The sequence below is a fragment of the Pseudomonas sp. IT-P218 genome, from assembly GCF_949767605.1.
GTDB classification, from domain to species: Bacteria; Pseudomonadota; Gammaproteobacteria; order Pseudomonadales; family Pseudomonadaceae; genus Aquipseudomonas; species Aquipseudomonas putida_AE.
This window is the reverse complement of sequence record NZ_CATKQQ010000026.1, coordinates 1-26,643: the sequence shown is the minus strand read 5'-3', so window position 1 is coordinate 26,643 and position 26,643 is coordinate 1. Positions and strand designations below refer to the sequence as shown.

Genomic DNA, 26,643 nt, shown 5'->3' with positions numbered 1-26,643 from the left:
TCATACCCGTATCCATTTACGACATCTCGCCCACCCGCTTTTGCCTTTACTTGCGGCTTGAAGCTGACAACTTGCCGCTGCATTTGCCAAAACGCGCCATCCTTGTAGGGCAATCCCTACCCCCAGTCTTCCATATGGCTGAGGCGATTCTCTCTTGCCCCCCGATTTGCGTGGTCCCCAGCGTCCACTAGGCTTAGTCCACAGCAGTCATCAACAACAAGGGTGTGGGTATGAGCCAGGTCGATTCAAGCGCAGGGGCCAATGATGTTCTGGTCAGCTTTCGTGGAGTGCAGAAGAGCTACGATGGCGAGAACCTGATCGTCAAGGACCTCAACCTGGACATTCGCAAAGGCGAATTCCTGACCTTGCTCGGGCCCTCCGGCTCCGGCAAGACCACCAGCCTGATGATGCTCGCCGGTTTCGAAACACCGACCGCGGGCGAAATCCTGCTGGCTGGTCGCGCCATCAACAACGTGCCACCGCACAAGCGTGACATCGGCATGGTGTTCCAGAACTACGCGTTGTTCCCGCACATGACGGTGGCCGAGAACCTGGCGTTCCCGCTGACCGTGCGCGGGCTGAATAAAAGCGACGTCAGCGACAAAGTCAAAAAAGTCCTGAGCATGGTGCAGCTCGATACGTTCGCCCAGCGTTACCCGGCGCAATTGTCCGGTGGTCAGCAGCAGCGCGTGGCACTGGCCCGCGCTCTGGTGTTCGAACCGCAGCTGGTGCTGATGGACGAACCCCTCGGCGCCCTCGATAAGCAACTGCGCGAACACATGCAGATGGAAATCAAGCACCTGCACCAGCGTCTGGGCGTGACCGTGGTCTACGTGACCCACGACCAGGGCGAAGCGCTGACCATGTCCGACCGGGTGGCGGTGTTCCATCAAGGCGAAATCCAGCAGATCGCTCCGCCGCGCACCCTTTATGAAGAGCCGAAAAACACCTTCGTCGCCAACTTCATCGGCGAAAACAACCGCCTCAATGGCCGCCTGCACAGCCAGACCGGCGATCGTTGCATCGTCGAGTTGAGTCGCGGTGAAAAGGTCGAAGCCCTGGCCGTCAATGTCGGCCAGACCGGCGAACCCGTCACCTTGTCCATTCGCCCGGAACGCGTGAGCCTCAATGGCTCCAGTGAGTCGTGCGTCAACCGCTTCTCGGGAAGGGTGGCGGAATTCATCTATCTGGGCGACCACGTCCGGGTTCGCCTGGAAGTCTGTGGCAAGACCGACTTCTTCGTGAAACAACCGATTGCCGAGCTGGATCCTGCGCTCGCGGTCGGCGATGTGGTACCGCTTGGCTGGCAGGTCGAACACGTTCGCGCGCTCGATCCACTTCTAGAGGCGCATTGATCGCCCCGGCTTCAACAACACCAACCCTGCACGTGGAGAGAACAATAAATGTTGAGATCCCTGAAATTCACCGCTCTGGCACTGGGCATGATGGGGGCAGCCAGCGCGATGGCGGCTGGCCCGGACCTGACCGTGGTGTCCTTTGGCGGGGCGAACAAGGCCGCGCAGGTCAAAGCCTTCTACGCACCGTGGGAAGCGGCAGGCAACGGCAAGATCGTGGCGGGCGAGTACAACGGCGAAATGGCCAAGGTAAAAGCCATGGTCGACACCAAGAGCGTGTCCTGGGACCTGGTGGAAGTGGAGTCGCCGGAACTGTCCCGCGGTTGCGACGAAGACATGTTCGAACAACTCGACCCGGCACTGTTCGGCAAGAACGAAGACTACGTCAAAGGCGCTATCCAGCCGTGTGGCGTGGGTTTCTTCGTGTGGTCGACCGTGTTGGCCTACAACGCCGACAAGCTGAAAACCGCACCAACCAGTTGGGTGGATTTCTGGGACACCAAGCAGTTCCCGGGCAAGCGTGGCCTGCGTAAAGGCGCGAAGTACACCCTGGAATTCGCGCTGATGGCCGACGGCGTTGCGCCGAAAGACGTCTACAAGGTATTGGCCAGCAAGGATGGTCAGGACCGCGCGTTCAAAAAGCTTGATGAGCTCAAGCCAAGCATCCAGTGGTGGGAAGCCGGTGCACAACCACCGCAGTACCTCGCTTCTGGTGACGTGGTCATGAGCTCGGCCTACAACGGTCGCATCGCTGCCGTGCAGAAAGAAAGCAACCTGAAAGTGGTGTGGAACGGCGGCATCTACGACTTCGACGCATGGGCCATTCCAAAAGGCCTGGACGCCAAGCGTGCCGAAGCTGCGAAGAAATTCATCGCCTTCTCGGTGCAGCCGCAGCAGCAAAAGACCTACTCGGAAAACATCGCATACGGCCCGGCCAACACCCAGGCTGTTCCGTTGCTGGCCAAGGATGTCCTGAAAGACATGCCGACCACCCCGGAAAACATCGCCAACCAGGTGCAGATCGACGTCAGCTTCTGGGCTGACAACGGCGAGCAACTGGAACAGCGCTTCAATTCCTGGGCTGCCAAATAACGTGCGATTAAACCTGTAGGAGCTGGCTTGCCAGCGATCCGGGCGGCACGGTGTATCTGCCAGACCCCGTTATCGTTCATCGCTGGCAAGCCAGGCTCCTACAGGTGATCAGTTGTTATCAAGAACAGAGGTGGACTCACATTCAAAGAGTGCCACCTCTGTAACGATCAAAGATTTCCGGAGTACGCCATGGCTATCGCCGTTCCCGTGAACGCGGGCACTGACCCCACCTTGAAGCAGCGGCTCAAGCATGCCGAGCGGGTCAACCGCTGGAAGGCCCAGGCGTTGATCGCGCCGCTGGTGCTGTTCCTGTTGCTGGTGTTCCTGGTGCCAATCGTGGCGCTGCTCTACAAAAGCGTGGGTAACCCGGAAGTGGTCGGCGGCATGCCGCGCACCGTGGCAGCCATTGCCAGCTGGGACGGCCGCGGCCTGCCTGCGGAACCCGTGTACAAGGCGGCCAGCGAAGACCTCGCCGAAGCGCGCAAGAATCAGACCCTGGGCGATTTGTCCAAACGCTTGAACATGGAGTTGGCCGGCTACCGCAGCCTGCTGACCAAGACCGCCCGCGCCTTGCCGTTCGCCACTGAACCGGCCTCTTATAAAGAAGCGCTGGAAGGTCTCGACGAACGCTGGGGCGACCCGGCCTACTGGCAAGCCGTACGCCGCAACACCAGCAGCATCACCCCGTACTATTTGCTGGCCGCCGTCGACCACCGCATCGACGACCTCGGCGAAATCGCCCCGGCCACTCCGGACCAGGCGATCTACCTCGACATCTTCGCCCGCACCTTCTGGATGGGCCTGGTCATCACCGTGATCTGCCTGGTGCTTGCCTATCCACTGGCTTACCTGCTGGCGAACTTGCCGTCGCGCCAGAGCAACCTGCTGATGATTCTGGTGTTGCTGCCGTTCTGGACCTCGATCCTGGTGCGTGTCGCGGCGTGGATCGTGTTGCTGCAATCGGGTGGCCTGATCAACAGCGGCCTGATGGCCATGGGCATCATCGATAAGCCGATCGAGCTGGTGTTCAACCGGGTCGGTGTCTACATCTCCATGGTGCACATCCTGCTGCCGTTCATGATCCTGCCGATCTACAGCGTGATGAAAGGCATTTCGCCGACCTACATGCGCGCCGCGATTTCCCTCGGCTGCCATCCGTTCGCCAGTTTCTGGCGGGTGTACTTCCCGCAAACCTATGCCGGTGTCGGCGCCGGTTGCCTGTTGGTGTTCATCCTCGCCATCGGCTACTACATCACCCCGGCGTTGCTGGGCAGCCCGAACGATCAGATGGTCAGCTACTTCGTCGCCTTCTACACCAACACCAGCATCAACTGGGGCATGGCGACCGCACTCGGCGGGCTGCTGTTGCTCGCGACGGTCGTGCTTTATCTGATTTACAGCTGGCTGGTGGGCGCCAGTCGCCTGCGCCTGAGCTAAGGGGAGAATGAAATGCTGAGTCCTTATATGTCCCCCATTGAGCGGGTGTGGTTCTACAGCTTGCGGATACTCTGCGGCTTGATCCTGTTGTTCCTGATCCTGCCGGTGCTGGTGATCATCCCGCTGTCGTTCAACTCCGGCAGTTTCCTGGTGTACCCGCTGCAAGGCTTCTCGCTGCAGTGGTACCACGACTTTTTCGCCTCGGCGGAATGGATGCGCGCCCTGAAGAACAGCATCATCGTCGCCCCGGCGGCCACGGTGCTGGCGATGGTGTTTGGTACGCTGGCGGCCATTGGCCTGACCCGTGGCGACTTCCCCGGCAAACCGCTGGTGATGGCGCTGGTGATTTCGCCGATGGTGGTGCCAGTGGTGATCATCGGTGTGGCCAGCTATCTGTTCTTTGCGCCGTTGGGTCTGGGCAACAGCTTCTTCTCGCTGATCGTGGTGCATGCGGTATTGGGTGTGCCGTTCGTGATCATCACGGTGTCGGCGACCTTGCAGGGTTTCAACCAGAACCTGGTGCGCGCCGCTGCCAGCCTCGGTGCTTCACCGCTGACCGCGTTCCGCCGGGTGACCCTGCCGTTGATCGCACCCGGGGTGATTTCCGGTGCGTTGTTCGCCTTCGCCACTTCGTTCGATGAAGTGGTGGTAACGCTGTTCCTCGCCGGGCCCGAGCAAGCGACCTTGCCACGGCAGATGTTCAGCGGCATCCGCGAAAACCTCAGCCCGACCATCGCCGCCGCCGCGACGCTGCTGATCGCCTTCTCGGTGATCCTGCTGCTGACCCTGGAATGGCTGCGTGGCCGCAGCGAGAAACTTCGTACCGCGCAGGTTTAACCCGGTCCCCTGTAGGAGCTGCCGAAGGCTGCGATCTTTTGACTTTGATTTTCAAGATCAAAAGATCGCAGCCTGCGGCAGCTCCTACAAAAGCACTTCGGTCATTCACGATCTGAATACCAAACACCCGCAAATCCCCAGCTACTATTGTGCCCAGCTCCCACTCCTATAAGAGGCTGCGCACATGGGTCTTTCCTCTTTCAAAATCGCTCACAAACTGATCACCGGCGCAGAGGCCATCGAGCAACTGTCCGCCGAGCTGACGCGTCTGGATATCGATAATCCGCTGATCGTCACCGACGCCGCGCTGGTCAAATCCGGCACGGTAGAGCTGGCGCTGGCGCAGCTGGGCGGGCGTAGCTACGAAATCTTCGACCGGGTGCTGCCGGACCCGGAAATCGCCATCGTCGAAGACTGCATGCGGGTCTATCGCGACGGAGGGCATGACGGGCTGATCGGCCTCGGCGGTGGCAGTGCCATCGACATCGCCAAGAGCGTGGCGGCCTACGCCGGTTATCACGGCGCGCTGGAAGACCTGTTCGGTGTCGACCAGGTGCCGCGCAAGGGCCCGCCACTGATTGCCATCCCGACCACGGCCGGCACGGGTTCCGAGGTCACCAACGTGGCGATCCTTTCCGACAAGGTCGCGCAGTTGAAGAAAGGCATCGTCAGCGACTATCTGTTGCCGGACGTGGCATTGGTCAGCCCGCAGATGACCCTGACCTGTCCGCGCAGTGTCACGGCGGCCAGTGGTGTCGATGCGCTGGTGCATGCCATCGAATCCTATCTGTCGGTCAATGCCTCGCCGATTACCGACGCCCTGGCCATCGGTGCAATCAAACTGATCGCCAAGGCATTGCCCAAGGCCTACGCCAACCCGTCCAACCTTCAGGCCCGCGAAGACATGGCCACCGCCAGCCTGATGGCGGGCATGGCATTTGGTAATGCCGGTGTCGGCGCGGTGCATGCTCTGGCGTATCCGCTGGGTGGGCGCTTCAACATTGCCCATGGCGTCAGCAATGCCTTGCTGCTGCCCCATGTCATGACCTGGAACAAGATGGCCTGCGTTGAACGCATGCAGGATATCGCCGAAGCCATGGGCGTGAAGACTGCTCATCTGAGCGCCAATGAAGCGGCCGACAAAGCCGTTGAGGCCATGACCGAGCTGTGCGCGGCCGTGGAAATCCCCCAAGGACTGCGCAGTTTCGGGGTTCCCGAGGATGCCATTGCGGCGATGGCCGTGGAGGCGGCGGGGATCGAGCGCCTGATGCGCAACAATCCGCGCCGGTTGAGTGCTGTCGATATCGAGAAAATCTACCGGGCGGCCTACTGATCATCGCGCTTTCGGTGCGCCGGCCAAAGCATGAGGTATACAATGCGCGCCATCGTGATTCTGCTCAGAAAAGGTGCGTCATGCAGCCCTTCGTAATTGCTCCGTCGATTCTTTCCGCCGACTTCGCCCGCCTGGGTGAAGAAGTGGACAACGTCCTGGCCGCCGGTGCCGACTTCGTGCACTTCGATGTCATGGACAACCACTACGTGCCGAACCTGACCATTGGCCCGATGGTCTGCTCGGCGCTGCGCAAGTACGGCGTGACCGCGCCGATCGACGCGCACCTGATGGTCAGCCCGGTGGACCGCATCGTCGGTGACTTCATCGAAGCGGGCGCGACCTACATCACCTTCCACCCGGAAGCCACCCAGCACATCGACCGCTCCTTGCAACTGATCCGCGAAGGCGGCTGCAAGTCGGGCCTGGTGTTCAACCCGGCGACGCCGCTGGACGTGCTCAAGTACGTGATGGACAAGGTCGACATGATCCTGCTGATGAGCGTCAACCCGGGTTTCGGCGGGCAGAAGTTCATCCCTGGCACCCTCGACAAGCTGCGTGAGGCGCGGGCGCTTATCGACGCTTCGGGTCGTGATATTCGCCTGGAAATCGACGGTGGCGTCAACGTGAACAACATTCGTGAAATCGCGGCGGCCGGCGCTGACACCTTCGTGGCCGGTTCGGCGATCTTCAATGCACCGAACTATCAGGAAGTGATTGAAAAAATGCGTTCCGAACTGGCGCTGGCTCGCCCATGAGTGGCTTTGAGCAGCTGTTCCCGGGATGCCTGCCCAGGCTGGTGATGTTCGATCTGGATGGCACGTTGGTCGACTCGGTCCCGGACCTGGCGGTGGCTGTGGACAAGATGCTGCTCAAACTCGGTCGCGCACCGGCCGGTCTCGATGCGGTGCGTGAATGGGTAGGTAATGGCGCGCCGGTGCTGGTGCGCCGTGCGTTGGCCGGCGGTATCGACCATTCGATGGTCGATGACGCCGAGGCCGACAGTGCGCTGGAGATTTTCATGCAGGCCTATGCCGACAGCCATGGCTTGACCGTGGTCTACCCCGGTGTGCGCGATACCCTGAAATGGCTGCAAAAGCAGGGCGTCGAGATGGCGCTGATCACCAACAAGCCGGAGCGCTTCGTCGCGCCGCTGCTGGATCAGATGAAGATCGGCCGATATTTCAAATGGATCATCGGCGGCGACACCCTGCCACAGAAAAAGCCCGACCCGGCCGCGCTGTTTTTCGTGATGAAAATGGCCAACATCCCGGCCTCGCAATCCTTGTTCGTCGGCGATTCGCGCAGCGATGTGCTGGCGGCGAAAGCGGCGGGGGTCAAGTGCGTGGCCTTGAGCTACGGCTATAACCACGGGCGTCCGATCGCCGAAGAATCGCCTGCACTGGTGATCGACGATCTGCGCAAGCTAATTCGCGGTTGCCTGGACCCGGCCGCTGAGATAACGTTGGCCGACGCTGTTCAACCCCCTTCTGGAAACGCCATCGTGGTGGTCACTCGCAAACTCTGGATGAAAGTCATCAAGGCCCTGGCCCGCTGGCGTTGGCGCGCCTGACTTGATCCTGGCCGGTCATCCGGCGCGTTTGCATACCTGACTGTTAGAACCTCAAGCCACGAGGCACCTCATGATCCGCGAAGAATTCCTGCGTTTGGCCGCTGCCGGCTACAACCGCATCCCGCTTGCCTGCGAAACCCTGGCCGACTTCGACACGCCGTTGTCGATCTACCTGAAACTGGCCGACGAGCCCAACTCCTATTTGCTGGAGTCCGTGCAGGGCGGCGAGAAGTGGGGCCGTTACTCGATCATCGGGCTGCCGTGCCGCACCGTGCTGCGGGTGCATGACCATCACGTCAGCGTGACCATCGACGGCGTCGAGACGGAAAGCCACGATGTAGAAGACCCACTGGCTTTCGTCGAAGCTTTCAAGGCTCGCTACAACGTGCCGACTATCGCCGGCCTACCGCGCTTCAACGGTGGCCTGGTGGGCTATTTCGGTTATGACTGCGTACGTTATGTGGAAAAGCGCCTGGGCAAGTGCCCGAACCCGGATCCGCTGGGCGTACCGGACATCCTGCTGATGGTGTCCGACGCAGTGGTGGTGTTCGACAACCTCGCCGGCAAGATGCACGCAATCGTCCTGGCCGATCCGGCCCGGGAAGACGCCTTCGAGCAAGGGCGCGCGCGACTGGAGGAGTTGCTGGAAAGACTCCGTCAACCCATCACCCCGCGCCCTGGCCTGGATTTCAGCAAGCAGCAAGCGGCTGATCCGGTGTTCCGCTCCAGCTTCACCCAGGACGACTATGAAAAAGCGGTCGACACCATCAAGGAATACATCCTGGCCGGTGACTGCATGCAGGTCGTGCCGTCCCAGCGCATGTCGATCGACTTCAAGGCCGCACCCATCGATCTGTACCGGGCGTTGCGCTGCTTCAACCCGACGCCGTACATGTACTTCTTCAACTTCGGTGACTTCCACGTCGTCGGCAGTTCGCCGGAAGTGTTGGTGCGGGTAGAGGACAACCTGATCACCGTGCGCCCGATCGCCGGCACACGCCCGCGGGGTGCGAACGAAGAGGCCGATCTGGCACTGGAGAAAGACCTGCTGTCGGATGACAAGGAAATCGCCGAGCACTTGATGCTGATCGACCTGGGTCGTAATGACACCGGTCGGGTATCGGAAATCGGTTCGGTGAAACTCACCGAGAAGATGGTCATCGAGCGTTACTCCAACGTGATGCACATCGTGTCCAACGTCACCGGCCAATTGAAGGCAGGCCTGACGGCGATGGATGCACTGCGGGCGATTCTGCCGGCGGGCACCTTGTCCGGCGCACCGAAAATCCGCGCGATGGAAATCATCGACGAACTGGAGCCGGTCAAGCGTGGTGTCTACGGCGGCGCCGTCGGCTACTTCGCCTGGAACGGCAACATGGACACCGCCATTGCGATCCGTACGGCGGTGATCAAGAACGGCGAACTGCACGTGCAGGCCGGTGGCGGCATCGTCGCCGACTCGGTGCCGGCGCTGGAATGGGAAGAGACCCTGAACAAACGCCGCGCGATGTTCCGTGCGGTGGCCCTGGCCGAACAAACCCCAGAAAACTGACTTCACGCAAAACCTGTGGGAGCGGGCTTGCCCGCGAAGAGGGCGGAACATTCAATATTCATGTTGACTGACAGGTCGCCATCGCGGGCAAGCCCGCTCCCACAGGGATCTCATCAGCATAAAAAAAACGCGGCGCCTGTGAGGGTGCCGCGTTTTTTATGCCTGCTGTTTGCAGAATCAGAAGTCCAGCGCGACCCCAACGCTAATCCCTTGCTGGGTAAAGTCATCATCCTTGCGCAACGTATACCCGCCACGTAGCGCCAGATCGGCCGTCAACTTGTGGCTGACGCCAAGGCTCAGGCGATTCAAATGGCTCTGCGGCGTATAGCCCTCAAGCCTGAAGTCGAGGGAAGGCAGGCTATTGAGGGCAATGTTCACCTTCTGCACGTCATCGTCATATTCACGCTCGTAGGCATATTCGCCAAACACTTGGGTTTGCGGGGTGATCCGGTATTTACCCTGCAGCCCGGCGCCGAGTCGTTTTGAATCGCGTTTCTGGTCATCAAAGGTCAGGGCCGTGGAACGAGTGGAGTTTTCCGAGTAACCGTCGACGTCCACTTTCGTGTAATCGGCGCTGATGAACGGCGACAGGTGCCAGTCGCTGCCCGGCTGCGCAATGTCATAACCCAGGCGTGTGCTAAAGGCCCAGAGGTAGCCGTCGGTGTCGCCTTTCTCCGCACCTTCGCCTGCACCCAGATCGAATTTGCGCTTGAGATTGTCGTAATCCAGCTTGCCACCGGTCAACGCGGCGTCGGCCCACCAACGGTTCTGCTGGAACTGGGCGAATACCGTGGCCAGGTAGCTGTTGAGTTTGTAGTCCGAATCGTTATCGCCTGCTTCCAGATCCTGACGATAGAAGCCTGCCGCCACCCCCACGCGCCAGGCTTCATTGAGGCGATAGCTGCCGCCGATGTTCAGGTTGTAGCCGCTGCCATCGGCACTGGCGCCGCTGTCCTGACTGTCGACGTCCAGATGCTGACCGCCGCCGGCGACAATAGCGCGCCATTGGCCAACGGCCTGCCAGTCCTCCCAGTCGGATTGCCATTGGCTGCGCAGTTCATCCTGATGCGCACGTAACGTGGCGTGGGCCATTTCTGGCAGCAGCGTCAGTTCCCAAGGCGCAGCGAGCAAGGAATAGGCGTAATCGGACACCAGCTTTTGCCCGGCCTCGGTCGGATGCACCCCATCGTTGTAAATCAGTTGGCTGGGGTCCGGGTTGGCGCTGTTGATGCCAAAGGTAGCGTTTTCGGTACAGCCGTCACCGCTGAAGCAAGTCGCCGTCAGGTTTTGCCCGGTAGCAAAGCCGAATCGCGCTGGGTCGGCAAAGGTTTCCTGCAGCAACAGGGGAATGTTCAGCGGAATGATTTCGGCATCGATCCCCGCCAGTCGAGTGACCAGTTGTCGGTTGAAGGCCGCGCTCAGTTGCGAAGTAGGCCCCTGCAGAGGGCTGCCATTGATGGCAGGGGTCAGTCCCAGGTCGGGCAACAGCCAGACCATGATGTACCGGGCACCGGCCGTTTGCAGTACCTGAACGCTGTTTGCCAGGCGGTCCGCAGCGGCATTCGCCTGGGCGCCGCTTTGCACGCGCCCTTGCAGGAAGTCGTTACCGCCGCCGGAGAGGTAATAGAGTGCGTTCGGATCTGCACGCAAATTATTCGTCGGTAGGTAACCCAGTCGCGCACGTTCACCCGTGGCGGATACGGTGGTGATGGAATCGAGGATCTGATCGGTGCGGTAACCACCGACAGCCCAATTGTTACCATCCGCAAGGCCCTGGGCGGCGCGGGCGGCTGACGTCGAAGCGGCGGTCTGGTCCGCTGAGAATCCAAGCCTGCCTCCAAGCAATTGGGTCGAGTTGGCGGAGTAGGCTTCGCCGCTGCCGTCCTGATAAGTCGGCCCGGTCCGGTTGGTGAAGCGCAGGGTCGAACCGGGAGGGCCGCCCGTGTCGGTAAACTGCCCCGCATCGTTGAGGCTGTCACCGAAGACGATGAAGTTCGAATAAGGATTGGGCGCCGCGATCGCCTGGGCGCAGGCCATGGCGAGCAGGCAACCGGCAAGCGGTGCAAACAGCGTCTGTCTGATCATGAGCAAGTCCGTTTGTTTATTGTTTTAGTGAGTGAAACGACAGTGCCAAAAAACTATAGAGCCTGATGCCATTCGGCGCGAACCTGGCGAATGTTTCACTTGCTTCGATCGCCCCATATTGCACGCTCTGCCCAGCTAAGTTACTGTGCCAAGACGTATAAATGAGACCTTCCCCGTGTTGATCGTCAGCAAACTTCTGGATCAAGTCATCAAGGCACACGCCCGCTGGCGTTGGCGCGCCTGAATCCTTCTGCCGGCCCGGCCGGATCTTTACCGCTTTGCCTTCTTTATTCGTGCCATTGCGCTTTGCTTCGCGATTCCAGCGACCGCCAAAGTGCAGGACGCTGCGGGTAAATCATTCGAAGGCTGTATTAAGTCAGTGAATTTTTGAGGTTCTTAACGCCATGTTGCTGATGATCGATAACTACGACTCTTTTACCTACAACGTTGTGCAGTACCTTGGTGAGCTGGGCTCCCAGGTCAAAGTCGTGCGCAACGATGAACTCACGGTTGCACAGATCGAAGCCCTCAATCCTGAGCGCATCGTCGTCTCTCCCGGTCCTTGCACCCCCACCGAAGCCGGCGTCTCGATTGACGTCATCAAGCACTTCGCCGGCAAACTGCCGATTCTTGGCGTCTGCCTGGGCCATCAATCCATCGGCCAGGCCTTTGGTGGCGATGTGGTGCGCGCGCGCCAGGTCATGCACGGCAAGACCAGCCCGGTGTTCCATGAAGACAAAGGTGTCTTTGCCGGCCTGAACAGGCCGCTGACGGTCACCCGCTATCATTCATTGATCGTCAAGCGCGAAACCCTGCCCGATTGCCTCGAGCTGACCGCCTGGACCCAACTGGAAGACGGCTCGGTCGACGAGATCATGGGCCTGCGTCACAAGACCCTGAACATCGAAGGCGTGCAGTTCCACCCTGAGTCGATCCTCACCGAACAGGGCCACGAGTTGTTCGCCAACTTCCTCAAACAAACCGGCGGCACGCGCTAAGGACTATTCATGAATATCAAGACAGCCCTGGGCCGTATCGTCGATCACCTCGACCTCAGCACCGATGAGATGCGCGACGTGATGCGCGAAATCATGACCGGCCAATGCACGGACGCGCAGATCGGCGCGTTCATGATGGCCATGCGCATGAAGAGCGAAAGCATCGACGAAATCGTCGGTGCCGTGTCGGTCATGCGTGAGCTGGCGGACCAGGTCGAACTCAAGACCCTCGACGGTGTAGTCGATGTGGTGGGTACTGGTGGTGACGGTGCCAACATCTTCAACGTGTCGACCGCTTCGTCCTTCGTGGTCGCGGCCGCCGGTTGCACGGTGGCCAAGCACGGCAACCGCGCGGTCTCGGGTAAAAGCGGCAGTGCCGATTTGCTGGAGGCGGCCGGTATCTACCTGAACCTGACCCCGGTCCAGGTGGCGCGCTGCATCGATAATGTCGGCATCGGCTTCATGTTTGCCCAGACCCATCACAGTGCCATGAAGCACGCCGCCGGCCCGCGCAAGGAACTCGGGTTGCGCACCTTGTTCAACATGCTCGGCCCGCTTACGAATCCGGCCGGTGTGAAACATCAGGTGGTGGGCGTATTCACTCAAGCGCTGTGCCGGCCATTGGCCGAAGTCCTGCAGCGTCTGGGCAGCAAGCATGTGCTGGTGGTCCATTCGAAGGACGGCCTGGACGAATTCAGCCTGGCGGCACCAACCTTTGTCGCGGAACTGAAAAACGACCAGATCACCGAGTATTGGGTCGAGCCGGAAGACCTGGGCATGAAAAGCCAGAGTCTGCATGGTCTGGCGGTGGATAGTCCGGCGGCGTCCCTGGAGCTGATCCGCGATGCCCTGGGCAAGCGCAAGACCGAAAACGGTCAAAAAGCGGCTGAAATGATCATGCTCAATGCCGGTGCCGCGTTGTACGCCGCCGACCATGCGAGCAGTTTGAAAGAGGGTGTTGCCCTGGCGCACGATGCGCTGCACACCGGCCTTGCTCGGGAGAAACTCGAGGAGCTGGGTGCATTTACCGCGGTATTCAAAGTGGAGAATGAGGGATGAGTGTACCGACGGTTCTGGAAAACATTCTGGCGCGCAAGGTTGAAGAAGTTGCCGAGCGTAGCGCTCGTGTCAGCCTCGCCGAGCTGGAAAGTCTGGCCAAGGCGGCCGATGCACCCCGTGGTTTTGCCAAGGCTTTGCTGGCTCAGGCCAAGCTCAAAGAGCCGGCAGTGATTGCTGAAATCAAGAAAGCTTCGCCGAGCAAAGGCGTGATCCGCGAGAACTTCATTCCCGCCGACATTGCCAGGAGCTACGAGAAGGGCGGCGCGACCTGCCTGTCGGTGCTCACCGATATCGATTACTTCCAGGGCGCCGATCTGTACCTGCAACAAGCCCGCGCGGCGTGCAAACTGCCGGTGATCCGCAAGGACTTCATGATCGATCCGTACCAGATCGTCGAAGCCCGTGCGCTGGGGGCCGACTGCGTGCTGTTGATCGTCGCCGCCCTGGACGACGTGAAAATGGCCGAACTGGCCGCCGTGGCCAAAGGTGTCGGCCTTGATGTGCTGGTGGAAGTCCACGATGGCGATGAGCTGGAGCGGGCGTTGAAAACCCTCGACACTCCGCTGGTGGGTATCAACAACCGCAACCTGCACACCTTCGAGGTCAACCTGGAAACCACCCTCGATCTGTTGCCGCGTATCCCGCGCGATCGTCTGGTGATCACCGAAAGCGGCATCCTCAATCGCGCCGATGTCGAGCTGATGGAAATCAGCGACGTCTACGCGTTCCTGGTTGGCGAGGCGTTCATGCGTGCCGAGAATCCGGGCACTGAACTGCAGCGTCTGTTCTTCCCGGAGCGCGGCATTCCTGTCAGCGGTTCTACCCTCGACTGAAAAGGCATCGCGAGCAAGCTTGCTCCTACAGGAGCGAGCCTGCTCGCGATAGCGGCATAAGAAACACCACAGACTTTTTGTCTTACGGAGTACCTTGTGACCTCACCTGTTTCTCTGACCATCGAAGCCGGCCTGCAAGCCGAACAGGATTTGCTGGCCTCTGTCTGTGCCGGCGACGCCGAGGTTGGCCTGCTGTTCTGGCAGCCAAGCGATCAGGCATTAGTGATGCCGCGCCGCTTGAATCGCTTACCAGGTTTCGAACATGCCTGCGAAGTCTCCGCCGCTGCTGGCTGGCCGGTGCTATTGCGCGATACCGGTGGCGAACCTGTTCCGCAATCGGCCACAACGATCAACATTGCCCTGGTTTACGCGCCGCCGCGCAGCGAAGGGGATCTGAACCGCATCGAGACCGGCTACCGGCGTCTGTGCGATCCGATCTGCCAGTTACTGGATGAGCTGGGCGGCACTTCGTCGCTGGGCGAAATTGACGGTGCGTTCTGTGATGGCCGGTTCAACGTCAACCTGGATGGGCGCAAGATGGTCGGCACCGCCCAGCGCTGGCGCCAGAGTCAGGGTGGTCAGCGTCCAGTCGGGCTGGTTCATGGTGCGATGTTGCTGGATAACGAGCGCGAATCGATGGTCGCGGCGGTCAACCGCTTCAATGAGGCCTGCGGCCTTGAGCAACGGGTGCGCGCCGAAAGCCACATCGCCTTGCATGAGAAGTTCGCAGCAAAGGATGCGCTGGAACGCCTCGATGAACTCTACCGGCGAATGCTGGCGCAGATCTTCAGCGGCTAAGTCTACGAGCCTAGCGCGTCCCGAAGACCACCATGGTCTTGCCTTTGACGTCCACCAGGTTGCGCTCTTCCAGATCCTTGAGCACGCGTCCGACCATCTCCCGGGAACAACCGACGATCCGTCCGATTTCCTGACGGGTCACCTTGATCTGCATGCCGTCGGGGTGGGTCATGGCGTCTGGCTGCTTGCACAGTTCAAGCAGGCAGCGGGCGACGCGACCGGTGACGTCGAAAAACGCCAGGTCACCCACCTTGCGCGTAGTGTTGCGCAGGCGTTGTGCGATTTGTCCGCTTAATACGTAAAGAATGTCCGGGTCCTGCTGGGACAATTCGCGGAATTTCGCGTAGCTGATTTCCGCCACTTCGCATTCGACCTTGGCCCGCACCCAGGCGCTGCGCTCCTGTTCCAGACCTGCCTGCTCGAACAGACCCAATTCACCGAAAAAATCCCCGGCGTTCAGGTAGGCGATGATCATTTCCCGACCGTCGTCGTCTTCGATCAGGATGGTGACCGAACCCTTGATGATGAAGAACAGCGTTTCCGAGCGGTCGCCGGCGCAAATGATGTTGCTCTTGGCCTGATAGCGACGGCGCTGGCAATGCATCAACAGCTTGTCGAGGTTTTTCATCTTGGGGTTGGGGGCAATAGCAACCATGGTTGTATCCCGAAAAGACTGCACGGTGTGTTGGGTTTTTTATGAATTGCGCACGTTGGGGCATAGCTGGCCATGCGCCAGTGAATTGGCGCCAGCTTACCAGACACTTCCTGCAATATTCGAGATTTTACCTACAGCGTCGCAGGTTATGTCCTAGGACGGCGATCACTGTCAATCAAGGGGCCTGTGCTAAGCTGGCGACCCTTTTTTTAGACAGTGGAGTCTTGGCGATGAAGGCACGCATCCAATGGGCTGGCGAAGCCATGTTCCTCGGCGAATCCGGCAGCGGTCATGTCGTGGTTATGGACGGCCCGCCCGATGCCGGCGGTCGTAACCTGGGTGTCCGGCCGATGGAAATGCTCCTGCTGGGTGTAGGCGGATGCAGCAATTTCGATGTGGTCAGCATCCTCAAGAAATCACGCCAGGCCGTCGAGAGTTGTGAAGCCTTCCTCGAAGCCGAGCGTGCGACCGAAGATCCAAAGGTTTTCACCAGGATCCACATGCATTTTGTGGTCAAGGGCCGTGGCCTGAAGGAAGCGCAGGTCAAGCGCGCCATCGAATTGTCCGCCGAGAAGTATTGCTCGGCGTCGATCATGCTCGGGGCAGCAGGTGTCGAGATTACCCACGACTACGAGATCATCGAGCTGGGTTGAATCGAGATCATAAAAAAGGCGACTACCTCACGGCAGTCGCCTTTTTTGTCTCTGACGCAGCCGGTCAGATCCGATAAGTACTCTTGGTCATGACCTTGGCCATCAAACTCATCCCGAACTTCACCGGCGCCGGAAAGCGGAAACCGCCAGCCTCCAGTGCGCTTTCGGCATGTTGCTCTTCATCGATGCGCATCTGCTCCAGGATCGCCCGGGATTTTTCATCCTCGGCCGGCAGTTGCTCAAGGTGTTCGTTCAAGTGCTTGCACACCTGATCTTCCGTCGCGGCGACAAAACCCAGGCTGACTTTGTCGCTGATCAGGCCTGCAACAGCACCAATCCCGAATGACATGCCATAGAACAGCGGATTGAGAATACTGGTGTGGCTACCCAACTGATGAATGCGTTGCTCGCACCACGCCAGATGGTCGACTTCTTCTTCGGCGGCGTGCTCCATGGCGACGCGCACTTGTGGCAGCCTGGCAGTCAGGGCCTGGCCTTGATACAGCGCTTGGGCGCAGACCTCTCCGGTGTGATTGATGCGCATCAGCCCGGCCACGTGGCGGGTGTCTTCGTCACTCATTTTCGCATCAGGTTGCACGATGGCGGGCGACGGACGGTAAGGCTGGCCGCTGAAGGGCAGCAGGGTGCGCATCGCGGCATCGGCTTGCAGCAGAAGGCGATCAATCGGCGAGTAGTGACGTTGGGTAGTCATGCTGACCTCCGGAGGAATCTCGGTGGCCAGTTTAACCCAATCGGCCGGGGAAGGTTTGCGCTGGGACATTGCGACGCAGGCAATATCTGTAGGAGCCCGGCTTGCCAGCGAAGGCGATCTCAATCACGCCATCGCCGGCAAGGGAAAATACCAATCAGCCCGGCGGCCAGTGCATCTGACGCTGACCCAGCACATGCATATGAATGTGGTAGACAGTCTGCCCACCTTCTTCATTGCAGTTCATGACAACGCGGAAACCTTTTTCGCAACCCAGTTCCTTGGCCAGGCGTTGGGCGGTAAACAGGATGTGTCCAGCCAGCGCCTTGTCGTCCTCGGTCAGGTCATTCAAGGTGCGTACCGGCTTTTTCGGGATCACCAGGAAGTGCACCGGTGCCTGTGGCGCGATGTCGTGGAAGGCCAGTACCTGGTCGTCCTCGTAAATGATATTCGCCGGGATTTCCCGGTTGATGATCTTGGTGAACAGAGTATCCACAGCTGTTTTCTCCGTTGTTTGAGCTGGCCTGAGTGTACCCATGGCGGATGCGCCAGCCCAGTGTTTTACCGCAGGGCCATTCAGCGCGGGCAGTGGGCCTTGATGACCATGCCGGTGATTGTGCGGATCAGCCAGCGCGAGCCGAACCGGGGCAGGGTGGCGAACCAGCGGTTGCGCCGCCCGGGAATAATGATTGCGCGATTTTTTTCCAGGGCCCGCACGGTATAGAGCGCGACTTCCTCCGGGCTCATCAGCATTTTACTGTTGGCCAGTTTGTCGTTGTTCAGTTGCGCTGTGCGGAAGAACGCCGTGCGAGTCGGGCCGGGGCATAGCACCGAGACCTTGACCGCGCATTTTTTCAACTCGACGCGCAGGCCTTCGGAAAAGTGCAGCACATAGGCCTTGCTGGCGTAGTAAGTGCTCATCCACGGGCCGGGCTGGAACGCCGCGACCGAAGCGACGTTGAGGATCTGTCCGCCACCCTGCAGCGCCATGCTGTTGCCGACGGCATGGCACAGGCGGGTGAGCGCCAGAATGTTCACTTCGATCAGGTCCTGCTCGGTCATCCAGTCCTGCGCCAGGAACGGGCCGCAGGTGCCGATGCCGGCGCAGTTGACCAGCAGGTCGATCTGCCGGTCACCTTCTTCCAGCTCCAGCAAAAAGCCGGACAGGCGTAGCGGCTCGCCCAGGTCACAGGCACGGAACAACACCTCCACGCCAAAACGTTGGGTCAGTTCAATCGCAATGCTTTCCAGCTGATCACGCTGTCGGGCCACCAGAATCAGGCTGCGGCCGCGCCGGGCCAGCGCTTCGGCCATCGCCAGGCCGATGCCGCTGGAAGCGCCAGTGATCAGAGCGTAACGGGTCATGCCATTCTCCATCGCAACAGCTCCGCGCCGCGACGCAGGTGTCACGGGCGGGGAGCGCTGTTCATTCTTTCGCAGAGTCTACAGGGGGCGGGGCTTCTTCGGCTGCCTCGGCTGGGGAATTTGCTTCAGGTTCGACGTCGATATCGATTTCCTCGGTGCTCACCGAGCCGCTTTGGTAGCTGCTTTCGAGGCTGTCTTCATACTCTTGCTGGATTGCCGAGATACCACCCAGCATAGCGGCGACGCCAAACAAGCCGATAAACACAATCCACAATGCGCACAGAACCTTGACCGCCGTGCTGTTGGGCGGCGGGGGTGGGCCATAACGATTGGCGCCGGTATTGCCTGGCACGAGCATGATCACCAGCGGGAAAAAACTGCCTATGAACGGAACCAGGTGAAGGAGCCAGAGCCAGCCCGACCAGCCGATATCATGCAAACGCTGAACGCTGAACAGAACGCCGACAACTATGAACGCCAGGAACAGGAAGAAGGCCAGGATGCCGCCGAGGATCAGTCCAGTGGTGGAATTGCCACTGACCAGGCCCAGGCCGATGAGCGCAAACACGCCGACAACGGGCAGGGTGACCAGGCTCAGCACCAAGGTCCATGCCAAAAACCGCAGGCGTCCGATTCGACCTTCAATGCTGAAGGGCTTGAGTGCGGCGAACTCCGGCAGTTTTTCGCCGACGCGGGCCTGTGGAGGCGCATAAGGGGAGTGGGGCTCAGCCGCAGCGGGATGGTCGTGAACATCGGCCAGGTCAAGCTCGATCGAAGGTTCCGTCTCGATCCGGGCATCGATGCCAGTGTTTTTCAGGGCCTGGAGGTAGGTCTGCGCATCCGCCTGGGACAGGTCGCGCTTGAGTGCTACCGGTCGACCATTGAACAGGCGCTCGATGGCGCTGACGTCGCTCTTGAACAGCGTAGCGAGATTGAGTTTGGCGCTGTTGAGATCAACACCCGGCAACAGTGCTCCGTCGAACACGATCTTGTAACGGTTTTCGCTCATTGCCCAGGCATCCTTGTCGCCAGTCATTGGTACGAATAGCCAGCCTCGGCTGGCCCGAATGTTCAGCGCGGCCAGTGTTGGCGCAGCTGCGCTGCTTGTTCCTGCGCCGTGCGGTACTCGGCGTCGAGGCGCGCGACCAGTTGCTCGACGCTCGGCAAGTCATCGATTTCACCCACGCCCTGGCCCGCGGACCACACGGTTTTCCAGGCTTTGGCTTCATCGCTGATGGGTTTGAGCTTGGAGCCGAAATTGACCTCGCCCTTGTTTTGCAGGGCTGCCATGTCGAAACCGGCGGCCTCCAGGCTCTGGCGCATGAAACTTGCCGGTACACCCGACACCGCTGGAGTATGGATGATGTCTGCCGCTCTGGATGTCAGCAGCATCTCTTTGTAGGCATCCGGTGCATGACTTTCGGTGGTGCCGATAAATCGCGTGCCGAAGTAGGCCAGGTCGGCGCCGAGCAATTGCGCGGCGAGAATTTCGTGGCCGTGATTCAGGCACCCGGCCAGCAGTAGGGTCTTGTCGAAAAACTGGCGGATTTCGGCGATCAGCGAGAACGGGCTCCAGGTCCCGGCATGTCCGCCGGCACCCGCAGCGACGGCGATCAGCCCGTCCACCCCCGCCTCAGCGGCTTTCTCCGCATGGCGGCGAGTCGTCACATCATGGAATACCAGGCCGCCGTAGCTGTGGACCGCATCGACCACTTCCTTCACGGCGCCGAGACTGGTGATCACGATCGGCACTTTGTGTTCGATACAGATTTGCAGATCCGCCTGCAATCGCGGGTTGCTGTTGTGAACGATCAGGTTCACCGCGTAGGGCGCGGGATTCTCCAGTTTCGCCAGCCCGGCTTCGATTTCTTCCAGCCAGGCCTTGAAACCGCTGCTCTCGCGCTGGTTCAGCGCCGGGAAGCTGCCGACCACGCCATTGCGGCAGCAGGCGAGCACCAGTTGCGGGTTGGAAATCAGGAACATTGGCGCCGCCACCACGGGCAGACGCAAACGTTGTTCGAGCAGAGCGGGCAGCGACATTGGAAATACCCCGGTAATGGGTGCCTGTTGATTTAAAACGGCCGGACGACGACCAGAATTACGATAGCCAGCAATATCAGGACTGGCACTTCGTTGAACCAGCGATAAAAGACATGGCTACGGGTGTTCTCGCCACGGGCAAAGCGCTTCACCTGCGCGCCGCACATGTGGTGGTAGCCGATCAACAATACGACCAGGGTCAGTTTGGCGTGTATCCAGCCACCCTGGCTGAAGATGTCTGGATTAAGGTAGATGAGCCAGCCACCGAAGATCAGCGTGGCGATCATCGAAGGTCCCATGATGCCCCGGTACAGCTTGCGTTCCATGATGCTGAAGCGCTCCTTGCTGACCGCGTCTTCGCTTTGAGCATGGTAAACGAACAGGCGCGGCAGGTAGAACAGGCCGGCAAACCAGCAGACGACGCTGATGATGTGGAAAGCTTTGAGCCACAGATAAAGCATTTTGGTTATTCCCAGGTTCACGGTAGCCCGGATAGTAGAGGGTTGAGGCTCCACACGTCACCTTGCCGGTTGTCGCAGGACGATACGGGCCCTATTATCGACGGCTTTCCAGTGGGTTCGTTGAGGGCAGGTTTATGGTCAAGGTCGGTATCGTCGGCGGCACGGGTTACACCGGTGTCGAACTGTTGCGTCTGTTGGCACAGCATCCGCAAGCTGAAGTGGTGGTGATCACTTCCCGATCCGAGGCTGGCCTGGCCGTGGCCGACATGTATCCGAACCTGCGAGGCCATTACGACGGCCTGGCGTTCAGCGTTCCGGACATCAAGACCCTGGGTGCCTGCGATGTGGTGTTCTTCGCCACGCCGCACGGTGTTGCGCATGCCCTGGCGGGCGAGCTGCTGGCGGCCGGGACCAAGGTCATCGACCTGTCCGCGGACTTCCGTCTGCAAGACGCTGATGAGTGGGCAAAATGGTACGGCCAGCCGCACGGTGCACCGGAGTTGCTGGACGAGGCGGTCTACGGTTTGCCGGAAGTCAATCGTGAACAGATCAGGAAAGCACGCCTGATCGCCGTGCCCGGTTGCTATCCAACCGCCACTCAATTGGGTTTCCTGCCATTGCTTGAAGCGGGCCTGGCCGATGCTTCGCGCCTGATCGCCGACTGCAAGTCCGGCGTCAGCGGTGCCGGTCGTGGCGCTGCCGTAGGCTCGCTGTACTCCGAGACGTCGGAAAGCATGAAGGCTTACGCCGTCAAAGGGCATCGCCACCTGCCGGAAATTCGCCAGGGTCTGCGTCGTGCCGCCGGCAAGGACGTTGGCCTGACCTTCGTTCCGCACCTGACGCCAATGATCCGTGGCATTCACTCCACGCTCTACGCAACCGTCGTGGATCGCTCGGTGGATCTGCAGGCGCTGTTTGAAAAACGTTATGCCGACGAACCGTTCGTCGACGTCATGCCTGCCGGCAGCCACCCGGAAACCCGCAGTGTGCGCGGCGCCAACGTCTGCCGTATTGCCGTGCACCGTCCACAGGACGGTGACCTGGTGGTCGTGTTGTCGGTGATCGACAACCTGGTCAAAGGTGCGTCGGGTCAGGCGGTGCAGAACATGAACATCCTGTTTGGCCTGGATGAGCGTCTGGGCCTGTCCCACGCGGGCATGTTGCCGTAACGCTGTATCGCACCCAGCAAAAGGCCCGTTGAACGGGCCTTTTTGCATTCAGGGCGGGCGACTGGGTTGGTTGATATACCATAACAATAGTTGACCGCTTTTCTAGGAGAAGCGGATAATGCGCGTCATCACGCAATATGACGGCGTAACGCCGGGAGATAGTCAGCATGAGCGTCGAATCCTTCACCCCCACGGCTTTGCAATTCACCCACGGTGCCGCGCACAAGGTGAAGAGCCTGGTCGATGAAGAGGGGAATGATCGCTTGAAGCTGCGCGTATTCGTTACGGGCGGCGGTTGTTCAGGTTTTCAGTACGGCTTCACTTTCGATGAAGAAGTGGCCGATGACGACACCATCGTTGAGCGCGAAGGTGTGAGTCTGGTTGTCGATCCGATGAGCTTCCAGTACCTGGCAGGAGCCGAGGTGGATTATCAGGAAGGTCTGGAAGGCTCGCGCTTCGTCATCAAGAACCCGAACGCGACCACCACCTGTGGCTGTGGCTCTTCGTTCTCGATCTGATCAGCGCGTCGGTATCATCAAAACGCCGCATGGCCCTGAGGCCCTGCGGCGTTTTGCTGTGCGTCACTTATGCGGGGTAGATGGCGCCGAGTACACGCAGCCCGCGAGCGCCAGTGACGCTTGGGCGATTGGCCGCGATGCCTTCCAGGCAGCAGTGGGCCAGCCAGGCGAAGGCCATGGCTTCGACCCAGTCCGGGTCTACACCGTGAGTGGCGGTGCTGCTGACAGTCGCATTCGGTAGCAGGTTGGCCAGGCGCTTCATCAGTGTGGCGTTGTGCGCACCACCGCCGCAGACCAGCAGCTCTTGAGTATCTGCCTGGGCGCTGTGCAGCGATTCGATGATGGTCAATGCCGTCAGTTCCAGCAGCGTTGCCTGGACATCCTCGGCAGCGAAGGTCGGCAGCGCTGCCAGATGGCGGGTCAGCCATGGCAGGTTGAAGACTTCACGGCCAGTGCTCTTTGGGCCCTTTGTCACGAAGAAGGGGTCGCTGAGCAGTGCCTTCAACAGTGCTGGTTCAATCTTGCCGCTGGCTGCCCATTGGCCATCACGGTCAAAGTTGTCTCCGCGCTGTTGGTGAATCCAGGCGTCCAGCAACACATTGCCCGGGCCGCAGTCGAAACCTGCAACGGGTTTGCCGGGTTCAATCAGGCTGAGGTTGCTGAAACCGCCCACGTTGAGCACCGCGCGGTTGCCGGTGCGTTCTTCAAAAAGCGCTTCGTGAAAGGCTGGAACCAGTGGTGCGCCTTGCCCGCCGGCGGCGACGTCGCGGCTGCGGAAGTCACTGACCACGGTGATGCCGGTCAGCTCGGTCAGTAGGGCAGGGTTGCCGATTTGCACCGTGAAGCCGCGAGCGGGCTCATGGCGAATGGTCTGGCCGTGACTGCCAATCGCGCGAATGTCTTCAGGCTTGATCTGCTGTTGGGCAAGGAGGGCATGAACGCCCTGCGCCGCCAGTTTCACCCAGTTCTGTTGGGCAATGGCGGAGCGGGCTATCTCATCCGGACCGCTGGCGCACAAGCCAAGCAGCTCGGCGCGCAGGGAGTCGGGCATCGGGATGTAATGTGTTGCAATCAGCCTGATCGCCGGGGCCTGCTCGATCAGCGCTATGTCCAGGCCATCAAGGCTGGTCCCGGACATCACACCTATATAGAGCGCCATGGCCTAGCGCTTGGCCGAAGCCAGCTGGGTGGATTTTTCCTGGTCCATGCGCGCCATCAATGGCTGGCTCTGCGCCAGGAAACGTGCGCGTTCAGCTTTGGAAATCGGGTCGGCCATCGCTACTTTCTGGCCCAGTGGATCGACGTGTACGCCATTCACCTGGAATTCGTAGTGCAAATGCGGGCCGGTGGACAGGCCGGTAGTGCCGATGTAGCCGATGACCTGGCCTTGTTTGACGGTGCCGCCAGTCTTGACGCCCTTGGCGAAGCCTTGCATGTGGCCGTACAGCGTGCGGTAGGTATTGCCGTGTTGGATGATCACGGTGTTGCCGTAACCGCCGCGGCGGCCCGCCAGCAATACTTTGCCGTCACCGGCCGCCTTGATTGGCGTGCCGCGCGGTGCTGCGTAGTCGACGCCTTTGTGGGCGCGGATCTTGTTCAGGATCGGGTGCTTGCGGCCCATGGAAAATTTCGAGCTGATGCGGGCGAAGTCCACCGGGGTACGGATGAATGCCTTGCGCATGCTGTTGCCGTCAGCCGTGTAATAGCTGGTGTTGCCTTGCTTGTTGGTGTAGCGCACGGCGGTGTAGGTCTTGCCGCGGTTGGTGAAGCGGGCGGACAGGATCGGGCCGTTACCGACCGCTTTGCCGTTGACCACTTTCTGTTCATAGATCACATCGAACTGGTCACCCTGGCGAATATCCTGGGCAAAGTCGACGTCATAGCCAAACACGCTCGCCATGTCCATGGTCAGGCTGTGCGACAGGCCAGCACGGGCAGCGGACTGGGACAGCGAGCTGTTGATCACGCCATGCACGTACGCTGAGCGCACGGTGGGCTTGGCGGTCACGCGGTTGAAGCTGTAGCCCTTGTCGTTCTTGGTCAGGGTGATGGTCTCGAGGTCGCTGACCTGGCTATGCAGGCTGGCCAGTTGCCCGTCAGGACCCAGTTCGAATTCGAGTTTCTGCCCATGCTTGAGCTGGCTGAATTGCTTGGCCTGTTTGCTGCTGGCCAGCAGGTCATGTACCGAAGGGGCTGGAAGGCCGACTTTCTCGAACAGCGTGGAGAGCGTGTCGCCTTTGGTGACGATCACTTCCCTGTGAGTGGGCGCCTTCTTTTCTTCGGCAACCGGTGCAGGGGTGGGTGCAGGGACTACTGGTGCAGGTGCGGCTTGAGCGGTTTCCTGGGGTTCCTGCGCACTGTCTTCGATCTGCGCAAAAGGAGACTCGACCGCCTCATTTGTGGCCTGGACGGCTTCTGCAGCGTCTTGTTCCTGTGTCAGTTGTTCAGCAGGGCTTTCCAGTTCAAGACTCAGGGTTGTCTTTTTGGCTTCGACATCACTGGAAGGAAATACCAGAAGCGCCAGGCTCAGAAGGGCGGCAATGCCACTCGCTGCGAGCAGGTGGGTCTTCGGGTAAAGCGGTGGCGCTTTAGACGATTCTTTGGTCATAAGTAGTGTTTTGACTTTGAAAAAAATGAATTGGAAAAGATGAATGACATGATAAAGATGAAATAACTGTATAAAATATAACCAAATCATCCCTTAAGCAAGTCCGCAGACGCTCTGTCAGCGGATTGGCGTCATTGCGCCGGCCAAACTTTGTATTTGCCGCGCGATCTTGTATGGTTGATCCCCTTTGAATTCGAGCCTTGCGGGTCTGTTATGAAGTCGGTTGAAGAGCAGCTAGCGCTGATTAAACGTGGTGCGGAAGAACTGTTGGTCGAGTCCGAGCTGATCGAAAAGCTCAAGCGTGGCCAGCCGCTGCGGATCAAGGCAGGCTTCGACCCGACTGCCCCTGATTTGCACCTGGGGCACACCGTGCTGATCAACAAGCTGCGCCAGTTCCAGGAGCTTGGTCACCAAGTGATCTTCCTGATTGGCGACTTCACCGGGATGATCGGCGATCCAAGCGGCAAGAGCGCAACGCGTCCTCCGCTGACCCGCGAGCAGGTGCTCGAAAATGCCGAGACCTACAAGACCCAGGTTTTCAAGATTCTCGACCCGGCCAAGACCGAGGTGGCGTTCAACTCCACCTGGATGGATCAGATGGGGCCGGCCGACTTCATTCGCCTGACTTCGCAATACACCGTGGCTCGCATGCTCGAGCGCGATGACTTCGATAAGCGCTACACGACCAACCAGCCGATCGCCATTCACGAGTTCCTGTATCCGTTGGTACAAGGCTACGACTCGGTGGCCTTGCGTGCGGACGTCGAGCTCGGCGGTACCGACCAGAAGTTCAATCTGTTGATGGGGCGTGAGCTGCAGCGTGGCTACGGCCAGGAAGCCCAGTGCATTCTGACCATGCCATTGCTCGAAGGCCTGGACGGCGTGAAGAAAATGTCCAAGTCCCTGGGCAACTACGTTGGTATCCAGGAAGCACCAGGTGTGATGTACAGCAAGCTGGTCTCCATCCCGGATGCACTGATGTGGCGTTACTTCGAACTGCTCAGCTTCCGCTCCATGGATGAGATCAATGCGTTCCGTGCCGATGTCGAGGCGGGTGCCAATCCGCGTGACATCAAGATCAAGCTGGCTGAAGAGATCGTTGCCCGTTTCCATGGTGAGGAGGCTGCGGCCAATGCTCATCGCGCGGCAGGCAACCGCATGAAGGATGGCGAGCTGCCGGACGATCTGCCTGAGATCGAATTGACGGCTGCCGAAGACATGCCGATCGCGGCTGTCCTTAATAAGGCAGGCTTGGTGAAGAATTCGGCTGTGGCCCGTGATCTGCTCGGTTCTGGTGGTGTGCGTATCGATGGCGAGGTGGTTGATCGCTCCTTTATATACGTACTGGGTGCGACCCACGTTTGCCAGGCCGGCAAGAAGGCATTTGCGCGTATTACGCTCAAGTCCGAATAAACCTGAAACAAAAGGTTGACGGCGAATTCCAGAAGCCTATAATTCGCCCCACTTCCGGCGCAGTCGAAACGGAAAACTCCTTGGTAAACAATGAGTTACGCAT

26 protein-coding genes are annotated in these 26,643 nt (G+C 59.8%); 16 read left to right on the top strand and 10 right to left on the bottom strand.

All coding sequences use genetic code 11. From position 1 onward, the window contains the following. Positions 1–230 precede the first annotated feature (230 nt). The 8 genes from ACM6I6_RS17040 (at position 231) to trpE (ending at position 9,176) form a co-directional block, all read left to right on the top strand. Positions 231–1,355 (top strand): ABC transporter ATP-binding protein, encoded by a 1,125-nt coding sequence (locus ACM6I6_RS17040; protein WP_274077983.1) that lies wholly within the window; start codon positions 231–233, stop codon positions 1,353–1,355. A 48-nt stretch (positions 1,356–1,403) separates the two neighbouring features. Next, the gene (locus tag ACM6I6_RS17035; protein ID WP_077184552.1) at positions 1,404–2,447 is read left to right on the top strand and encodes a polyamine ABC transporter substrate-binding protein; all 1,044 of its coding nucleotides are present in this window, start codon (positions 1,404–1,406) and stop codon (positions 2,445–2,447) included. Positions 2,448–2,636: 189 nt separating this feature from the next. Next, a complete protein-coding gene (locus ACM6I6_RS17030) occupies positions 2,637–3,884 on the top strand; it encodes an ABC transporter permease (protein WP_274077985.1) in 1,248 nt (415 codons plus the stop codon). 12 nt (positions 3,885–3,896) lie between these two features. After that, entirely contained in the window at positions 3,897–4,721 is an 825-nt protein-coding gene (locus ACM6I6_RS17025; RefSeq protein ID WP_008061581.1) for an ABC transporter permease, read from the top strand. 184 nt (positions 4,722–4,905) lie between these two features. Continuing rightward, the gene (locus ACM6I6_RS17020) at positions 4,906–6,054 is read left to right on the top strand and encodes an iron-containing alcohol dehydrogenase (RefSeq protein ID WP_274077986.1); all 1,149 of its coding nucleotides are present in this window, start codon (positions 4,906–4,908) and stop codon (positions 6,052–6,054) included. 80 nt (positions 6,055–6,134) lie between these two features. Continuing rightward, positions 6,135–6,809, top strand: coding sequence for a ribulose-phosphate 3-epimerase (gene rpe / locus ACM6I6_RS17015; RefSeq protein ID WP_033044299.1), 675 nt, complete (start codon positions 6,135–6,137; stop codon positions 6,807–6,809). After that, positions 6,806–7,624: a phosphoglycolate phosphatase gene (locus tag ACM6I6_RS17010; RefSeq protein ID WP_274077987.1), complete on the top strand. Its 819-nt coding sequence runs from the start codon at positions 6,806–6,808 to the stop codon at positions 7,622–7,624. The genes rpe and ACM6I6_RS17010 overlap by 4 nt, the downstream gene beginning before the upstream one ends. Positions 7,625–7,694: 70 nt before the next feature. Further along, a complete protein-coding gene (gene trpE / locus ACM6I6_RS17005) occupies positions 7,695–9,176 on the top strand; it encodes an anthranilate synthase component I (RefSeq protein WP_274077988.1) in 1,482 nt (493 codons plus the stop codon). A 177-nt stretch (positions 9,177–9,353) separates the two neighbouring features. Here trpE and estP read toward each other — a convergent pair whose 3' ends face one another. Beyond that, entirely contained in the window at positions 9,354–11,261 is a 1,908-nt protein-coding gene (gene estP / locus ACM6I6_RS17000; protein WP_414920286.1) for an esterase EstP, read from the bottom strand. Positions 11,262–11,665: 404 nt separating this feature from the next. Here estP and ACM6I6_RS16995 point away from each other — a divergent pair, with 404 nt between their 5' ends. From ACM6I6_RS16995 to ACM6I6_RS16980, 4 genes are all read left to right on the top strand, one after another. Then, positions 11,666–12,259 (top strand): aminodeoxychorismate/anthranilate synthase component II, encoded by a 594-nt coding sequence (locus ACM6I6_RS16995; RefSeq protein ID WP_274077990.1) that lies wholly within the window; start codon positions 11,666–11,668, stop codon positions 12,257–12,259. A gap of 9 nt (positions 12,260–12,268) precedes the next feature. Beyond that, on the top strand, positions 12,269–13,318 hold the full coding sequence (trpD, locus tag ACM6I6_RS16990) for an anthranilate phosphoribosyltransferase (RefSeq protein WP_274077991.1): 1,050 nt from the start codon (positions 12,269–12,271) through the stop codon (positions 13,316–13,318). After that, positions 13,315–14,151 (top strand): indole-3-glycerol phosphate synthase TrpC, encoded by an 837-nt coding sequence (trpC, locus tag ACM6I6_RS16985; protein ID WP_414920285.1) that lies wholly within the window; start codon positions 13,315–13,317, stop codon positions 14,149–14,151. Before trpD ends, trpC begins: the two co-directional genes overlap by 4 nt. 96 nt (positions 14,152–14,247) lie before the next feature. Next, positions 14,248–14,949 carry a biotin/lipoate A/B protein ligase family protein gene (locus tag ACM6I6_RS16980; RefSeq protein WP_274077993.1) on the top strand — a complete coding sequence of 234 codons (702 nt, stop codon included), beginning with the start codon at positions 14,248–14,250 and terminating at the stop codon, positions 14,947–14,949. A 10-nt stretch (positions 14,950–14,959) separates the two neighbouring features. Here the strand turns inward: ACM6I6_RS16980 and crp are convergent, their stop codons facing one another. Next, positions 14,960–15,604 (bottom strand): cAMP-activated global transcriptional regulator CRP, encoded by a 645-nt coding sequence (crp, locus tag ACM6I6_RS16975; RefSeq protein WP_274077994.1) that lies wholly within the window; start codon positions 15,602–15,604, stop codon positions 14,960–14,962. Between the two features lie 230 nt (positions 15,605–15,834). On the opposite strand from crp, the gene ACM6I6_RS16970 reads away from it, so the two are divergent. Continuing rightward, positions 15,835–16,257: an OsmC family protein gene (locus tag ACM6I6_RS16970; RefSeq protein ID WP_015097046.1), complete on the top strand. Its 423-nt coding sequence runs from the start codon at positions 15,835–15,837 to the stop codon at positions 16,255–16,257. A 64-nt stretch (positions 16,258–16,321) separates the two neighbouring features. On the opposite strand, the gene coq7 is transcribed toward ACM6I6_RS16970, so the two are convergent. From coq7 to hemJ, 6 genes are all read right to left on the bottom strand, one after another. Beyond that, on the bottom strand, positions 16,322–16,969 hold the full coding sequence (gene coq7 / locus ACM6I6_RS16965) for a 2-polyprenyl-3-methyl-6-methoxy-1,4-benzoquinone monooxygenase (RefSeq protein WP_274077996.1): 648 nt from the start codon (positions 16,967–16,969) through the stop codon (positions 16,322–16,324). Between the two features lie 154 nt (positions 16,970–17,123). Next, a complete protein-coding gene (locus ACM6I6_RS16960; RefSeq protein ID WP_274077997.1) occupies positions 17,124–17,462 on the bottom strand; it encodes a histidine triad nucleotide-binding protein in 339 nt (112 codons plus the stop codon). 80 nt (positions 17,463–17,542) lie between these two features. Then, a complete protein-coding gene (locus ACM6I6_RS16955; RefSeq protein WP_414920284.1) occupies positions 17,543–18,331 on the bottom strand; it encodes an SDR family NAD(P)-dependent oxidoreductase in 789 nt (262 codons plus the stop codon). Positions 18,332–18,392: 61 nt separating this feature from the next. Beyond that, entirely contained in the window at positions 18,393–19,340 is a 948-nt protein-coding gene (locus tag ACM6I6_RS16950) for a DUF805 domain-containing protein (RefSeq protein WP_406592781.1), read from the bottom strand. A 62-nt stretch (positions 19,341–19,402) separates the two neighbouring features. After that, entirely contained in the window at positions 19,403–20,371 is a 969-nt protein-coding gene (locus ACM6I6_RS16945) for an NAD(P)H-dependent flavin oxidoreductase (RefSeq protein WP_274078000.1), read from the bottom strand. A 32-nt stretch (positions 20,372–20,403) separates the two neighbouring features. Beyond that, positions 20,404–20,832 (bottom strand): protoporphyrinogen oxidase HemJ, encoded by a 429-nt coding sequence (hemJ, locus tag ACM6I6_RS16940; RefSeq protein WP_323608524.1) that lies wholly within the window; start codon positions 20,830–20,832, stop codon positions 20,404–20,406. 134 nt (positions 20,833–20,966) lie between these two features. Here hemJ and argC point away from each other — a divergent pair, with 134 nt between their 5' ends. Together argC and erpA are read left to right on the top strand one after the other, a co-directional pair. After that, positions 20,967–22,001, top strand: coding sequence for an N-acetyl-gamma-glutamyl-phosphate reductase (gene argC / locus ACM6I6_RS16935; RefSeq protein ID WP_323608523.1), 1,035 nt, complete (start codon positions 20,967–20,969; stop codon positions 21,999–22,001). A gap of 167 nt (positions 22,002–22,168) precedes the next feature. Then, positions 22,169–22,519 (top strand): iron-sulfur cluster insertion protein ErpA, encoded by a 351-nt coding sequence (gene erpA, locus ACM6I6_RS16930; protein ID WP_007906865.1) that lies wholly within the window; start codon positions 22,169–22,171, stop codon positions 22,517–22,519. A gap of 67 nt (positions 22,520–22,586) precedes the next feature. Here the strand turns inward: erpA and ACM6I6_RS16925 are convergent, their stop codons facing one another. Together ACM6I6_RS16925 and ACM6I6_RS16920 are read right to left on the bottom strand one after the other, a co-directional pair. Then, a complete protein-coding gene (locus ACM6I6_RS16925; RefSeq protein ID WP_323608522.1) occupies positions 22,587–23,678 on the bottom strand; it encodes an anhydro-N-acetylmuramic acid kinase in 1,092 nt (363 codons plus the stop codon). Positions 23,679–23,681: 3 nt separating this feature from the next. Continuing rightward, on the bottom strand, positions 23,682–25,127 hold the full coding sequence (locus ACM6I6_RS16920) for a peptidoglycan DD-metalloendopeptidase family protein (RefSeq protein ID WP_274078004.1): 1,446 nt from the start codon (positions 25,125–25,127) through the stop codon (positions 23,682–23,684). Between the two features lie 213 nt (positions 25,128–25,340). On the opposite strand from ACM6I6_RS16920, the gene tyrS reads away from it, so the two are divergent. Next, entirely contained in the window at positions 25,341–26,540 is a 1,200-nt protein-coding gene (gene tyrS, locus ACM6I6_RS16915) for a tyrosine--tRNA ligase (RefSeq protein ID WP_323608520.1), read from the top strand. The last annotated feature ends 103 nt before the right edge of the window (positions 26,541–26,643 follow it).

Coding starts and splice junctions, on each gene's coding strand:
- ACM6I6_RS17040 (WP_274077983.1), top strand. CDS start 231: ATGAGCCAGGTCGATTCAAGCGCAGGGGCCAATGATGTTCTGGTCAGC.
- ACM6I6_RS17035 (WP_077184552.1), top strand. CDS start 1,404: ATGTTGAGATCCCTGAAATTCACCGCTCTGGCACTGGGCATGATGGGG.
- ACM6I6_RS17030 (WP_274077985.1), top strand. CDS start 2,637: ATGGCTATCGCCGTTCCCGTGAACGCGGGCACTGACCCCACCTTGAAG.
- ACM6I6_RS17025 (WP_008061581.1), top strand. CDS start 3,897: ATGCTGAGTCCTTATATGTCCCCCATTGAGCGGGTGTGGTTCTACAGC.
- ACM6I6_RS17020 (WP_274077986.1), top strand. CDS start 4,906: ATGGGTCTTTCCTCTTTCAAAATCGCTCACAAACTGATCACCGGCGCA.
- rpe (WP_033044299.1), top strand. CDS start 6,135: ATGCAGCCCTTCGTAATTGCTCCGTCGATTCTTTCCGCCGACTTCGCC.
- ACM6I6_RS17010 (WP_274077987.1), top strand. CDS start 6,806: ATGAGTGGCTTTGAGCAGCTGTTCCCGGGATGCCTGCCCAGGCTGGTG.
- trpE (WP_274077988.1), top strand. CDS start 7,695: ATGATCCGCGAAGAATTCCTGCGTTTGGCCGCTGCCGGCTACAACCGC.
- estP (WP_414920286.1), bottom strand. CDS start 11,261: ATGATCAGACAGACGCTGTTTGCACCGCTTGCCGGTTGCCTGCTCGCC.
- ACM6I6_RS16995 (WP_274077990.1), top strand. CDS start 11,666: ATGTTGCTGATGATCGATAACTACGACTCTTTTACCTACAACGTTGTG.
- trpD (WP_274077991.1), top strand. CDS start 12,269: ATGAATATCAAGACAGCCCTGGGCCGTATCGTCGATCACCTCGACCTC.
- trpC (WP_414920285.1), top strand. CDS start 13,315: ATGAGTGTACCGACGGTTCTGGAAAACATTCTGGCGCGCAAGGTTGAA.
- crp (WP_274077994.1), bottom strand. CDS start 15,604: ATGGTTGCTATTGCCCCCAACCCCAAGATGAAAAACCTCGACAAGCTG.
- ACM6I6_RS16970 (WP_015097046.1), top strand. CDS start 15,835: ATGAAGGCACGCATCCAATGGGCTGGCGAAGCCATGTTCCTCGGCGAA.
- coq7 (WP_274077996.1), bottom strand. CDS start 16,969: ATGACTACCCAACGTCACTACTCGCCGATTGATCGCCTTCTGCTGCAA.
- ACM6I6_RS16955 (WP_414920284.1), bottom strand. CDS start 18,331: ATGACCCGTTACGCTCTGATCACTGGCGCTTCCAGCGGCATCGGCCTG.
- ACM6I6_RS16950 (WP_406592781.1), bottom strand. CDS start 19,340: ATGAGCGAAAACCGTTACAAGATCGTGTTCGACGGAGCACTGTTGCCG.
- ACM6I6_RS16945 (WP_274078000.1), bottom strand. CDS start 20,371: ATGTCGCTGCCCGCTCTGCTCGAACAACGTTTGCGTCTGCCCGTGGTG.
- hemJ (WP_323608524.1), bottom strand. CDS start 20,832: ATGCTTTATCTGTGGCTCAAAGCTTTCCACATCATCAGCGTCGTCTGC.
- argC (WP_323608523.1), top strand. CDS start 20,967: ATGGTCAAGGTCGGTATCGTCGGCGGCACGGGTTACACCGGTGTCGAA.
- erpA (WP_007906865.1), top strand. CDS start 22,169: ATGAGCGTCGAATCCTTCACCCCCACGGCTTTGCAATTCACCCACGGT.
- ACM6I6_RS16925 (WP_323608522.1), bottom strand. CDS start 23,678: ATGGCGCTCTATATAGGTGTGATGTCCGGGACCAGCCTTGATGGCCTG.
- ACM6I6_RS16920 (WP_274078004.1), bottom strand. CDS start 25,127: ATGACCAAAGAATCGTCTAAAGCGCCACCGCTTTACCCGAAGACCCAC.
- tyrS (WP_323608520.1), top strand. CDS start 25,341: ATGAAGTCGGTTGAAGAGCAGCTAGCGCTGATTAAACGTGGTGCGGAA.